Annotated in this window: 12 protein-coding genes and 1 pseudogene; 5 read left to right on the top strand and 8 right to left on the bottom strand. The window is 59.6% G+C overall.

From position 1 onward, the window contains the following. The 6 genes and pseudogenes from gcvT to glyA form a co-directional block, all read right to left on the bottom strand. Positions 1-403: pseudogene (gcvT, locus tag AC2FNN_RS19615) on the bottom strand (glycine cleavage system aminomethyltransferase GcvT); the annotation flags it as partial. Positions 404-419: 16 nt separating this feature from the next. Beyond that, complete coding sequence (locus tag AC2FNN_RS19610; protein ID WP_496760122.1) at positions 420-842, bottom strand: universal stress protein; 423 nt, start codon at positions 840-842, stop codon at positions 420-422. An 80-nt stretch (positions 843-922) separates the two neighbouring features. After that, positions 923-2,296 carry an alanine/glycine:cation symporter family protein gene (locus AC2FNN_RS19605; protein ID WP_480488771.1) on the bottom strand — a complete coding sequence of 458 codons (1,374 nt, stop codon included), beginning with the start codon at positions 2,294-2,296 and terminating at the stop codon, positions 923-925. Positions 2,297-2,321: 25 nt separating this feature from the next. Continuing rightward, a complete protein-coding gene (gene lipA / locus AC2FNN_RS19600; protein WP_480488769.1) occupies positions 2,322-3,266 on the bottom strand; it encodes a lipoyl synthase in 945 nt (314 codons plus the stop codon). A gap of 14 nt (positions 3,267-3,280) precedes the next feature. Then, on the bottom strand, positions 3,281-4,663 hold the full coding sequence (gene lpdA, locus AC2FNN_RS19595) for a dihydrolipoyl dehydrogenase (protein WP_496760121.1): 1,383 nt from the start codon (positions 4,661-4,663) through the stop codon (positions 3,281-3,283). A gap of 11 nt (positions 4,664-4,674) precedes the next feature. Continuing rightward, the gene (gene glyA / locus AC2FNN_RS19590) at positions 4,675-5,928 is read right to left on the bottom strand and encodes a serine hydroxymethyltransferase (protein ID WP_496760120.1); all 1,254 of its coding nucleotides are present in this window, start codon (positions 5,926-5,928) and stop codon (positions 4,675-4,677) included. A gap of 146 nt (positions 5,929-6,074) precedes the next feature. On the opposite strand from glyA, the gene AC2FNN_RS19585 reads away from it, so the two are divergent. Further along, on the top strand, positions 6,075-6,677 hold the full coding sequence (locus tag AC2FNN_RS19585; protein ID WP_496760119.1) for a helix-turn-helix domain-containing protein: 603 nt from the start codon (positions 6,075-6,077) through the stop codon (positions 6,675-6,677). Positions 6,678-6,731: 54 nt separating this feature from the next. On the opposite strand, the gene AC2FNN_RS19580 is transcribed toward AC2FNN_RS19585, so the two are convergent. After that, positions 6,732-7,679: a GlxA family transcriptional regulator gene (locus AC2FNN_RS19580; RefSeq protein ID WP_496760118.1), complete on the bottom strand. Its 948-nt coding sequence runs from the start codon at positions 7,677-7,679 to the stop codon at positions 6,732-6,734. Positions 7,680-7,759: 80 nt separating this feature from the next. Here AC2FNN_RS19580 and AC2FNN_RS19575 point away from each other — a divergent pair, with 80 nt between their 5' ends. From AC2FNN_RS19575 to AC2FNN_RS19560, 4 genes are all read left to right on the top strand, one after another. Further along, the gene (locus tag AC2FNN_RS19575) at positions 7,760-8,920 is read left to right on the top strand and encodes an acyl-CoA dehydrogenase family protein (RefSeq protein WP_152460401.1); all 1,161 of its coding nucleotides are present in this window, start codon (positions 7,760-7,762) and stop codon (positions 8,918-8,920) included. A gap of 2 nt (positions 8,921-8,922) precedes the next feature. Next, positions 8,923-10,938, top strand: coding sequence for an acetate--CoA ligase family protein (locus tag AC2FNN_RS19570; RefSeq protein ID WP_496760117.1), 2,016 nt, complete (start codon positions 8,923-8,925; stop codon positions 10,936-10,938). A gap of 3 nt (positions 10,939-10,941) precedes the next feature. Then, entirely contained in the window at positions 10,942-11,721 is a 780-nt protein-coding gene (locus AC2FNN_RS19565) for a carnitinyl-CoA dehydratase (RefSeq protein ID WP_496760116.1), read from the top strand. Between the two features lie 72 nt (positions 11,722-11,793). Beyond that, the gene (locus tag AC2FNN_RS19560; RefSeq protein ID WP_496760115.1) at positions 11,794-12,264 is read left to right on the top strand and encodes a hypothetical protein; all 471 of its coding nucleotides are present in this window, start codon (positions 11,794-11,796) and stop codon (positions 12,262-12,264) included. Here AC2FNN_RS19560 and AC2FNN_RS19555 read toward each other — a convergent pair. Continuing rightward, positions 12,255-13,242 (bottom strand): polyprenyl synthetase family protein (locus AC2FNN_RS19555; protein WP_496760114.1); only part of this gene is annotated, 988 nt, incomplete at its 5' end. The genes AC2FNN_RS19560 and AC2FNN_RS19555 overlap by 10 nt on opposite strands.

Here is a 13,242-nt window from a genome sequence, read left to right as displayed (position 1 = left end):
CCTCAACCCCGTCCAGATTGTCGCGCATATGCGGAATGTCCTGATGGCGCAGCGCCGCGTTCACCACCACAAAGTAATGATCCCCCGCGTTCGACACGATCAGGTCATCCATGATCCCGCCTTCGGCATTGGTGAAGAACCCGTACCGCGCCTTGCCTTCCTTCAGCGTCGCATAAGCCTGCGGACACAGTGCTTCCAGCTTCTCACCCACGTTCTCGCCCCGCAAAATCACCTGACCCATATGAGACACATCAAACAACGCCGCCTTCTCACGACACTGCTTGTGCTCCCCCATGATCCCCAAAGGATACTGAACAGGCATCTCCCAACCCGCAAAATCAACCATCTTGCCGCTCAACTCAACGTGAAGGTCATACAAGGGCGTGCGCTTCGGTGTGGTCATTTTCTCAACCTTTCAATCAGCGGGACTGGTCACGAACGACCATGACGGTGCAATGCGCGTTGCGCACGACACGGGCCAGGTTCGGGCCAATCTCGTAGTTCGGGAAATCGCCCTTGGTCGATGCCATGACGATCAGATCAAAGCCTTCCTTATAGGCAAGCTTCAGGATTTCGCGGTAAACGCTGCCTTCTTCGACGTGGATCGCCACGTCTGAGGCGTTGCCATGACCCAGAATGGCCTGAACAGCCTTGCGCACGTGCTCTTTGGCACCGGCGCCATAGTTGGCAGGCAGGTTCGGCAGCTGGATGATCTCGGGGATGACGGCAACCGCGTGCAGTTCGGCGCCATAGAACTTTGCTTGTTCCAGCGCGACTGGCAGAGCATTTTTCCACGAGCGGTCGTCGGTGTGATCAATGGGCAGCAGGATTTTCGTGGCCATCACGTCTCTCCTCGAGATATGGAATTCTGTTTCAAAGGCGGGGGGCCGGAATGGCCCCCCGGTTTCAAGTCAGACCAAGCTTATTCGGCAGGCGCGCCGCCCGGCTCTTCGGACTTGCCGCCCGAGGCGAAGAACTCTTTCGTCAGCTTGAAGACGATCGGGCTCAGCAGGGCCAGGGCGATCAGGTTCGGAATGGCCATCATGGCGTTCAGCGTGTCGGCCAGCAGCCAGACAAAGCCCAGATCCGCGGTTGCACCGAAGTAGATCGCGATGATCCACAGGATGCGGTAGGGAAGCAGGGATTTCACGCCCAGCAGGAACTCGACGCATTTCTCGCCATAGAAGGACCAGCCGAGGATGGTGGTAAAGGCAAAGATCGACAGAGCGATGGCGATGATCGACCCGCCGATACCCGGCAGAGTGGTCTCGAACGCCAGCGAGGTCAGCGCCGCACCGGATTCTCCCGATGTCCAAGCACCTGACGAGATGATCGCCAGACCGGTGATCGAACAGACGATGATAGTGTCGATGAACGTTCCCAGCATCGCGATCAGGCCCTGATTGACCGGGCCTTTAGTCTCGGCTGCCGCGTGCGCGATCGGAGCGGAACCCAGACCCGCTTCGTTCGAGAAAACACCGCGCGCCACACCAAAGCGGATGGCGGCCCAGACGGCTGCACCAGCGAAACCACCTTCGGCGGCTGATGGGGTGAAGGCGTAGGTGAAGACCAGCGACAGCGCATGACCGATGTTGCCGATGTTGATGATCAGGACCAGCAGTCCGGCAACGATATAGGCAATCGCCATGAACGGAACCAGTTTACCGGCGACCGCACCGATACGGGTGATACCACCCAGAATAACAGCGGCGGTCAGAACCATCAGAGCGACACCGGTGACCGAGGTGTTTACTCCGAAATTCGATTCCAGAACCTGTGCAACACCATTGGCCTGCACACCGTTACCAATGCCAAAGGCCGCAACTGCGCCAAACAGGGCAAAGGCAACACCCAGCCACGCCCATTTCGCGCCCAGACCGTTCTTGATGTAGTACATCGGGCCGCCGACGAAGTTGCCCAGCTCGTCCTTTTCGCGGTATTTCACCGCGCAGACAGCCTCGGCATATTTGGTGGCCATGCCCACCAGGGCGGTCATCCACATCCAGAACAATGCGCCCGGACCGCCCAGGAAGACAGCAGTGGCAACACCGGCGATGTTCCCCGTACCGATGGTGGCCGACAGCGAAGTCATCAACGCGTTGAACGGGCTGATCTGCCCTTCGCCCTGACCTTCACGGCCTTTGAACAGCAGGCTGAAGCCCGTGCCAATGCGCAGGATCGGCATGAACTTCAGTCCGACCTGCAGGAAGAAGCCGACGCCAAGGATGAGAACCAGCATCAGCGGCCCCCACACGACGCCATTGATGGCCCCTACGATTGAATTTAACGCTTCCATGGATTCCCTCCCATTTGCGTTTGGTTTATGCCCCTTTGGCGATAGCCCGCTGGCGGGCCTGCCTGAGAGCAGCGAAATCTTCGTCCGCATGGAACGACGACCGGGTCAGCGGGGTTGCTGACACGTGCAAAAAGCCCTTGGACCGGGCAATCTGTTCCAGCTGGGCGAACTCTTCCGGTGTCCAGAACCGGTCAATTGGATGGTGTTTCGGGGTTGGTTGCAGATATTGGCCAACGGTCAGGAAATCGACCTGCGCTGCACGCAGGTCATCCATGACCTGACGCACATCCGCGAGTGTTTCTCCCAGGCCCACCATCAGGCCGGATTTGGTGAATAGTTCCGGATTGGCGCGCTTGGCATCATCCAGCAGCCGCAGCGACGTGTAATACCGCGCGCCAGGACGGACGGTCGGATATAGGTGCGGCACGGTCTCCAGATTGTGGTTGAACACGTCCGGTGCGGCGTCAAAGACTGCCTTGGCGGCGTCGCCCTTGCCCAGAAAATCGGGGGTCAGAACTTCGACCGTGGTGCCGGGGTTTTGGTGGCGTACCGCCCGGATGGTCTGGGCAATATGCTCGGCCCCGCCATCGGCCAGATCGTCGCGATCGACCGAGGTGATGACGACATGGCGCAGGCCCAGCTTCCTGACCGCCGCTGCAACGCGACCGGGTTCGAAAGCGTCCAGCGCGTCGGGGCGGCCAGTCGATACGTTGCAGAACGAACATCCGCGTGTGCAGACCTCGCCCATAATCATCATGGTTGCGTGGCGCTTGGACCAACACTCGCCGATATTGGGGCAGGCCGCCTCTTCGCAGACCGTCGCCAGATTGTGATCCCGCATCAGGCGCCGGGTTTCGTAATAGGCGGAGCTGTCGCCTTTTTTCTTGCGTATCCACTTGGGTTTGCGCGGAATGACGCTGTCGGCCTTTTTGGCTTTTTCCGGGTGACGTGGTCTAAGCTGGATGGTCATCTGGCTGGTCCCCGCTACGCGTGAATTGCCCGGCCCATGGCGTCAAGGCAGGCTTCTTTCACAGCCTCGCCCATCGCCGGGTGGGCATGGCAGGTGGCTGCGACCTCGGCGACGGTGATGCCCTTGGCCATGGCCAGAACCAGCTCGGCGATCAGATCGCCGCCATGGGCACCACAGATATGAGCTCCGAGGATCTTGCCGTCGGGACCGGCCAGAACCTTGACCGCGCCATCTGTTTCACCCGTCGAACGCGCCCGCGAGTTGGCCATGAAGGCAAACTTACCGACCACGTATTCAATGCCCGTTTCTTGCAAGGCTTCTTCGGTCAGCCCGACCGAGGCGACCTCGGGGTCGGTATAGACCACACCCGGCACGGTGTTGTAATCGACATGACCGGCTTCGCCGGCCAGCATCTCGACACAGGCAACACCGTCCTCTTCGGCCTTGTGGGCCAGCATCGGGCCGGGAACACAGTCACCAATGGCATAGATACCGGGCACCGACGTTTGGAATGAGCCATCGACTTCGATGAAGCCACGCGGGTTCACGGCCACGCCAAGTTCTTCCAGCCCAAGCCCGCGCGTCACCGGGCGGCGGCCCACAGCGATCAGAACCTTGTCGGCCTCGATCACCTCTTGCTTGTCCTTGCCGACGCGGTCTACGGTCAGGGTCAGGCCAGCCGCGGTTTTCTCAACCGATTTGAGGGCTCGGCCCAGTTGGAACTTCAAACCGCGTTTGGACAGCGCCCGCTGAGCCAGCTTGGCGATCTCGCCATCGATGCCGGGCAAAACGCGATCCAGATATTCGACCACAGTAACCTTGGCGCCCAGACGTGCCCAGACCTGCCCAAGTTCCAAACCGATCACGCCTGCACCGATCACCACCAGATGATCCGGAACGCTCTGCAACGCGATTGCGCCGGTCGAACTGAGGACATCCTGTTCGTCAATCTCGATCCCCGGCAGTGAGGTCGGCTCGGATCCGGTCGCGATCAGGACGTTCTTTGCTTCGTATATGCCGTCGCCGACCTTGACCTTACCAGTGGCCGGGATGCTGGCCCAGCCTTCGATCAGATCGACGCCGTTCTTCTTGAACAGGAACGCGATGCCCTTGGTCAGATCACCGACGATCTTGTCCTTGCGCCCCATCATCGCACTGACGTCGATGCTGGCCCCCTCGACCGCAATGCCATGGGAGGAGAGATGTGCAAGCTCGGCATATTTGGCCGAGGAGGTCAGCAACGCTTTGGAGGGGATACACCCCACGTTCAGACAGGTACCGCCCAGTGCGCCGCGCCCTTCGACACAGGCCACTTTCAGCCCCAGCTGAGCCGCGCGGATCGCAGCGACATAACCGCCCGGCCCGCCTCCGATGACAATCAGATCGTAGGTGTTCATTTCGCGCACTTTCAGTAGATCGGGTGGCTTGCGCAAAGTGCGCGAACCTGTTTGCGGGTTTCCTTTTCGACGGCTTCGTCACCTTCCGGCGACTGCGCGAGTGCGTCCAGAACATCACCGATCAGATGGCCGATCCGCCTGAATTCTTCCGGGCCAAAGCCACGGCTGCACCCGGCGGCGGTGCCCAGACGGATGCCGCTTGTGATGGTCGGTTTCTCCGGATCTCCGGGAACGCTGTTTTTGTTGCAGGTAAACCCGGCGCGCTCCAGCGCGGCTTCGGCGTCCTTACCGGTGACGCCCAAAGGTCTCAGGTCGACCAGCATCAGGTGGTTCTCGGTGCCGCCGGAAACGATATCACATCCGCGCGCCATCATGACGCTTGCCAAGGCCGATGCGCTGTCAACGACGCGCTGCATGTATTCCTTGAATTCGGGTTTCAGCGCCTCGCCAAAAGCCACCGCCTTGCCTGCGATGACGTGCATCAGCGGGCCACCCTGTAGGCCGGGGAAGACGGCTGAGTTGATCTTTTTCGCCAGCGCCTCGTCATTTGTCAGGATGATGCCGCCACGAGGCCCGCGCAGCGTCTTGTGCGTGGTCGAGGTCACGACATGTGCGTGCCCTACAGGCGAGGGGTGCAGGCCGGTCGCCACCAATCCGGCGATATGAGCCATGTCGGCCAGCAGCCACGCGCCAACTTCATCTGCGATCTCGCGGAAACGGACAAAGTCGATCTTTTGCGAGTAGGCAGACGCACCTGCGATGATCAGCCTGGGCTTTTCCGCCCGCGCCAATTCGGCGACCTGATCATAATCGATCAGTCCTGCATCGGTCAGGCCGTACTGCACGGGCCGGAACCATTTGCCGGACTGCGCCGGTTTCGCACCGTGGGTCAGATGGCCACCTGCATCCAGCGACATGCCAAGAATGGTATCGCCCGGGTTCAGCAGCGCCAGCTTGACGGCCCCGTTGGCCTGTGCGCCGGAATGGGGCTGAACGTTGGCATAGTCACAGCCAAACAGTTTCCTGAGGCGTTCGATCGCCTCGGCTTCGACCTCATCGACATATTCGCATCCGCCATAATAGCGGCGGCCCGGATAGCCTTCGGCATATTTGTTGGTCAAGACCGAACCCTGCGCTTCGATCACGGCCTTCGAGACAATGTTCTCCGAGGCAATCAACTCGATCTGTTCCGCCTGGCGTTCACCCTCGCGTGAGATGGACGCAGCAATGACGGGATCTGCCTCAATCAGCGACGTTTTGAACATAGTCTCCTCCTTTGCTCCGAATCCTCAGTACGAAACTTTGTTTCCTATAAGGGAAAAAATATGGCTTAGGCAACAAAAATCTCTTATTCAAGAAGTTGCGTATATACCGGGAGGCATGTAACCTTTGATAAAACAGGGGGAGTTCAATGGGCGACGAAAGCAGAAATGATGTTTCCGGACAGGAAGATCTGGATGAAGGTGAGGCTCTGGGCCGCTCCATCCGCGATGCGCGGCGCGCAAAAGGGTGGACTCTGGAAGAAGCCGGCCGCGCTGCGGGTATCGGGCGGTCGACGCTGTCCAAGATCGAAAACAACCAGACAAAGCCAAGCTTTGACATCGTACGGCGTCTGACTCAGGCCCTGGATATGAGCACCCCGCAGTTGTTTCTTCAGTCGGGTCAATCCGGCATTTCAGGCCGCCGTGACTTCACTCCGAAAGGCGAGGGGGAAATCAAGAATACGCCCACTTACCTGCATGAACTGCTTTGCCCTGAACTGACCAGCAAGCGGATGCTGCCCTATATCGCGACAATCAAGGCGCGCGACCTTTCGGAATTCGAGACGTGGATCCGACATTCCGGAGAAGAATTCATGTATGTGCTCAGCGGTGAACTTATCTTCGTGTCAGAACATTACCGTCCTTTGCCAATGAAGACAGGTGACTCTCTTTATTATGACAGCGGAATGGGACATGGGTGTATTTCGACCAGCGAAGAAGACGCCAAGGTGCTGTGGGTTTCGCTGGAATAGCCCCCATGGTTATTTGGTCTTTCAGGAAAGCGGGCATCGCCATACGCACCCCTTTCAGCCGTCTGACAGGCTTCGGTGGCGAAACGCAGTCGGTGTCTGGCCGAATTCTGCCTTGAATGCCCGCGTCATGGCGCTGGCGTTTTCATATCCGCAACGACCGGCGATTTCGGCGATGGACTGTTCAGTATCTTCTGCCAGATTGCGTGCCAGGTTCAGCCGCAGCCGACGATACAGCGCCTGCGGCGTGGTTTTGAGTTCCGCCTGAACGCGCATTTCGATCCGCTTTTGCGAACACCCGATCTTGCGGGCCAGTTCCCTGATCGAAAGAGGTGTTTCAAGGTTCGCCTGCATGACAGCCAGTGCGCGATTGACCAAAGTGTCTTCGGACTTGAGAGGCAAAGGGTAATGATCCTGCCCATTTCGGCTCATCAGAAGATGCCCGACTTCCATGGACAAAAGGGGGCCGTGATCCCTGCGGATCAGGGCCGAGGCCAGATCGAACGCGGCCATGGCCCCGGAACAGGTCAGCCTGTTGCCATCGATGACAAAACGTTCCTGCACCGCATCGACGGCCGGAAAACTTTCTTCGAACCGGGAAAGCTCGTCCCAGTGAATGGTTGCCCGGTGCTCGTCCAGCAAACCGGCGCGGGCCAGCAGCCAACTGCCGGTATCCAATCCGGCCACTTGCCGGTGTTTCCGGGCCGCAGCCAGCACGGTGCGCGTGGTCGATCGCGTGTCCAGTTTGCGATACCCATAAGACGGCATGACCACCAGAACGTCGCCTTGCTGATCAGAGATTGAACCATTCGGTGTAACGACAAGGCCGCTGGAACTTTGAACGGGGTCTCCGTCAATGGAGCAGAAACACCACGAATACAAAACCTGCCTCGAAAGGTTGTTCGCAGCCCTGAGCGGTTCGACCATGTTTGCAAGGCAATGGTTCGAAAACCCGTTGAAGAGCAGAATGTTGTATTGTCGTGTCAAAATTTTCGAATTTGGCATGATTTGATATCAACCCTGCATGTCGTGACCATGAGCGATGGCGTTTGGTTGGTCAACCACCGATCCAGGGAACACGCGCCATGCAGTTTGGTTTGACAGAAGAACAGGACATGATTGTCTCGACGGTCCGCAGCTTTGTTGAAAACGAAATCTACCCGCATGAAGACGCGGTCGAGCGTTCGGGAACCGTGCCTCCGGAATTGGGTGAGCAGATCAAGCAGAAATGTATCGATCTGGGCTTTTATGCCTGCAACTTCCCCGAAGAAGTCGGCGGTGCAGGTCTGTCTCATCTGGATTTCACCTTGGTCGAGCGCGAGCTTGGCCGCGGGTCAATGGCGCTGACGCATTTCTTTGGGCGCCCGCAGAACATCCTGATGGCCTGCAACGACGAGCAGCGCGAACGTTATCTTCTGCCTGCCGTACGTGGCGACAAGATGGACGCCCTGGCGATGACCGAACCGGATGCGGGTTCGGATGTGCGGGGTATGAAATGCCAGGCGGTGCGCGATGGCGGCGACTGGGTTGTCAATGGATCGAAACATTTCATCTCGGGCGCGGAACATGCGGATTTCTTCATCGTCTTCATCGCGACCGGCGTAGACGAAACCCCCAAAGGCCCGAAGAAACGCATCACCACTTTCCTGGTGGATCGCGGTACTCCGGGGTTTGAAGTGCGCGAGGGCTACAACTCGGTCAGCCACAAGGGCTACAAGAACTATATCCTGTATTTCGACAACTGCCGTCTGCCCGACGCACAGGTCCTGGGCGAGGTTGATGGCGGCTTTGCCGTGATGAACGAATGGCTTTATGCAACCCGCCTGACGGTCGCTGCGTTCTCGGTCGGTCGCGCGCGGCGCTGCTTTGACTATGCGCTGAACTATGCGGCCGAGCGCAAGCAGTTCGGCCAGCCCATCGGCAAGTTTCAGGGCGTCGGCTTCCAGATCGCCGACATGATCACCGAGATCGACGCCGCCGATTGGCTGACCCTTGCCGCCGCGTGGCGTCTGGATCAGAACCTGCCATCGAACCGCGAGATTGCCTCGGCCAAGCTCTATGCCTCGGAAACGCTGGCGCGGGTGACGGATACCACACTGCAAATCTTCGGCGGCATGGGCCTGATGGATGATTTCCCGATTGAACGGTTCTGGCGCGATGCCCGGGTCGAGCGCATCTGGGACGGCACCAGCGAAATTCAGCGCCACATCATCAGCCGCGATCTTCTTCGTCCCTTGGGCGCCTGACCATGACCAAAGACCTGACCCGGCTGCTGCGCCCGAAAACCATCGCCGTCATTGGCGGCGGCGCGTGGTGTCAGCAGGTTGTTCTGCAATCCGAACGCATGGGCTATGCCGGTCAAATCTGGCCGGTGCATCCCAAAGCGTCGGAAATTGCGGGCCACAGGGTTTTCGGCCACATCGAGGACCTGCCCGAAGCCCCGGATGCGGTTTTCATCGGTATCAACCGCCACGCCACGATCGAGGCCGTTCGTGTCCTGTCCAGTATGGGCGTAGGCGGGGCGGTGTGTTTTGCCTCGGGCTTTTCCGAGGCCGTTGCCGAAGATGACACAGGCGGGGACTTGCAGGATCAACTGGTTGCCGCAGCCGGTGACATGCCCATTCTTGGTCCGAACTGCTATGGCTTCATCAACGCGCTGGATGGGGCGCTGTTGTGGCCGGACCAGCACGGGGCCACCCCTGTGGACAAGGGCGTGGCGATCCTGACGCAAAGTTCGAACATCTCGATCAACCTGACCATGCAGAAACGTGGGTTGCCGATTGCCTATATGGTGGCCTGCGGGAATATGGCCCAGACCAGCCAGGCCGAAATCGCCTCGGCCTTGATCGATGATCCGCGCGTAACCGCCGTAGGTCTGCATATCGAAGGGTTCAAGGACATCCGGGAATGGGAGGCGCTGGCCGCCAAGGCCTATTCAAAGGGCATCCCGCTGGTCGCCATGAAAGTGGGTGCGTCGGAGCAGGCACAGGCCGCGACGGTTTCGCACACTGCGTCTCTTGCGGGCAGCGATGCAGGCGCGCAGGCCCTTCTGGACCGGCTGGGCATTCCGCGTCTGTCCGCGTTGCCGGACTTTCTTGAGACGCTGAAACTGTTGCACTGCTATGGGCCGCTGCCGGGTGGCCGCATCGCTTCGATCAGTTGTTCCGGGGGCGAGGCGAGCCTGATCGCGGATATGGCAGTTGGTACGGGCCTGAGCTTCCCGCGGTTGAGCGATGACAAAAGGGCGCGCTTGCGTGACGCGCTTGGCCCCATGGTCGCGTTGAACAACCCGCTGGATTATCACACGTATATCTGGCGCGACGAAGAGGCGATGGCACAGGCCTGGTCGGGCATGACGGGTGAAGACATCGACCTGACATTCTCGATCGTCGACTATCCGACGACGGATCCGACTGACTGGAGTTGCGCGACTCGAGCTGCGTTGAGAGTGCGTGCTGAAACCGGCGCTCGGTTTGCGATTGTTGCGACGCTGCCTGAACTTCTGCCTGAAGACGTCGCGCAAGACCTGATGGCCGGTGGTGTCGTTCCATTCCTGGGATTGCGCGAAGCACTGGCGGCCACGCGCGCTGCGGGTCAGATCTCGCCCCCGTCCGCGCATCCTGTCTGGTTGCCGGGAACGGCTGAGGCGACCCAAACCCTGACCGAAGGGCAATCGAAACAGGAACTGGCCGAATGCGGCCTGCGCATCCCGCAAAACCGCACGGTTCGCGGGCCAGAGGAAGCCCACATAGCAGCGCAGGACATGCAGGCCCCGTTTGCCGTCAAAGGCGTTGGGCTTGCGCATAAATCCGAACACGCCGCTGTTCGGCTGGGCATTCAAACCAAAGACGTGGCCAGTGTGGCTGCTGACATCGGCACAGATAGCATCCTGATCGAAGAGATGATCGCCGGAACCGTTGCTGAATTGCTGGTTGGTGTCGTCCGTGACCCGGCGCATGGGTTTGTTCTGACATTGGGGGCGGGGGGCGTGCTGACCGAAATCCTGCGCGATACGGCGTCGGTGCTGGTGCCAAGCACGCCCGAGGACATCCGTGCCGCGCTCGGCAAATTGAAAATTGCCCCGCTTTTGGCAGGCTATCGCGGCCAAAAGGCGGCTGATATGGATGCAATCATCGCCGCAGTCGAGGCTGTTCAGGCCTTTGTCATGCAAAATGCCGACACGCTCGGCGAGGTCGAGATTAACCCGCTCCTGTGCACGCCGGACAAGGCCGTTGCCGTGGACGCCCTGATAAGAAAGGCCTGAGATATGGACCCGATCAAAACCCGCCGCGATGGTTCGATCTTCGAGGTCACGCTGGACCGCCCCAAGGCAAACGCCATCGATCTGATCACCAGCCGCAGAATGGGCGAGGTCTTTGCCGAATTCCGCGACGACCCGGACCTGCGCGTGGCCATCCTGACCGGCGCGGGCGAAAAATTCTTTTGCCCCGGCTGGGATCTGAAAGCTGCCGCCGACGGCGACGCGGTGGACGGAGATTACGGCGTCGGCGGGTTCGGAGGCCTGCAAGAGCTGCGCGACCTGAACAAGCCCGTAATCGCGGCTGTCAACGGTATCGCCTGCGGTGGCGGGCTGGAACTGGCCTTGTCAGCCGACATGATCCTTGCCGCTGACCACGCCACTTTTGCCTTGCCGGAAATCCGCTCGGGCACCGTTGCGGATGCCGCCAGCGTCAAACTGCCCAAGCGCATCCCCTATCACATCGCGATGGAGCTGCTGCTGACAGGCCGTTGGTTTGATGCCGAAGAAGCCAATCGCTGGGGGCTGGTGAACGAGATTGTCGCCGCGGATCAACTGATGGATCGCGCCTGGGAACTGGCCCGCCTGCTGGCCTCGGGACCGCCCCTGGTTTATGCCGCGATCAAGGAAATCGTCCGTGATGCCGAAGATGCCAAGTTTCAGGATGCCATGAACCGCATCACCAGGCGTCAGCTTAGAACCGTGGACGTTCTCTATGCCAGCGAAGATCAACTGGAAGGCGCGCGCGCCTTTGCCGAGAAAAGAGACCCGGTCTGGAAAGGAAAATAGGCAGACGTTTCCCGTGATTGCAGAGCGTGAATTTACCATTTACTGATCCGCACAGCACGTGCACAGTTAGGCATGCCGTATTTCGAACGAAAACCATATGTTAGTGCATCTCGGGCGGTCAGCCCGATTGCGCCGCAGCCCGACGATCATCCGATTTCCGACATAGCGCGCCGCGTGCTCGAAACAGAGCGGGGCCCGCGGCGGCATCTGGACGGTCCGTTCAGGTGCCGCAAATCCTGTCATCCCGGCAGCACAGCCACCATTCTGCTGTCCTTTGAAGCTCCCGAAGGCGCGGCCCCTGTTCAGATGCAGTTCGAACCGGGCGATCTAACCAATCCGAATGGGGACATTCTGCCGGCCAACCGCATCAGTGTGATCCCGTCACAAATCCAGCTTGAACCGGGGGAAGCAACGGATGTTGCCGTTGCTGTGACTATACCCGACCTCACCAATCCCGGTGAATATCACGGTCGGATCGTCTGTACCGGAACGGACCAGACCTCGGTTGTGGTGATTTTCGAGGTGGCGGGCGCTCAGACCTGACGGGTCACCAGATAGTCCATGAACTGTCCCAGAAACGCGCGCGGCCCGTCTTCTGTGCCCGCGAACACCCGCGCAAACTCATTCCGGGCCGAGGCCAGCAGATCATTCGCCGCGTCCTGCGCATAGCGGATGCTGCCGTAATGGTTCATGCGCTCCAGCACCCAGGCGACATCTTGCGTCGACCGGGCATCGCGCGGGTTTGACAACATCTCGGCCAACCGGGCCTGTTCAGGCTCTTCCGCCTTCAGGCCAAGCTGGCCCAGCATCAGCGTGCGTTTGCCTTCATAGATGTCGCCGCCGATTTCTTTGCCGTAACTGTCCTGAGAACCAACGAGATTCAAGACGTCGTCCTGAATCTGAAACGCCGCACCCAGGAAAAAGCCAAAGGCGTTGAAATCATCCAGATTCAACGCGCCGGACGCGATATCATGTGGCCGCGCAATCAGGGCCCCGATGCGCATGGGGTGAATGAAGCTGTACCAGCAGGTCTTTTTCAGACACATCCTCAGATAATCTGATGCATCGACGTTCAAACGATTGTCGCGAATCCAGCCAAGCTCCAACGCCTGACCTTCGATGGATTGCTGCAACAGATGGTCGAACTCATCCACCACGCGCATACCGGTGTCCGGGCCCAACGGTCCCAGGTTCTGACGCAGCAGACGCAGGGCAAGCGATTGCATCCCGTCGCCGGTATTGATCGCCAGGGGAACCCCAAGCCGCTTGTGCATACATTCGCGCCCGCGCCGGAAATCGCTTTGATCTTCGATGTCGTCGTGGATCAGAAAAGCGTTGTGCAGCAGCTCAAGAACTGCGGCCGAGACCCTCGCATTCTCGCTGTTTCCGCCGAAGGCTTCGCATGTCGCCAACAGCAGGGCGGGCCTCAGACCCTTACCCGAGGTTTCGATGTAGTCGCGCATCGGACCGTACAGATAGGCCTGAGGCTCACCCGTCGGCAACAGGCCCAAAAGCGTTTCG

The organism is Ruegeria sp. BHSA118, assembly GCF_059613405.1.
Note: the sequence above shows the minus strand (reverse complement) of the source record. Positions and strands in the feature narration are given on the sequence as shown.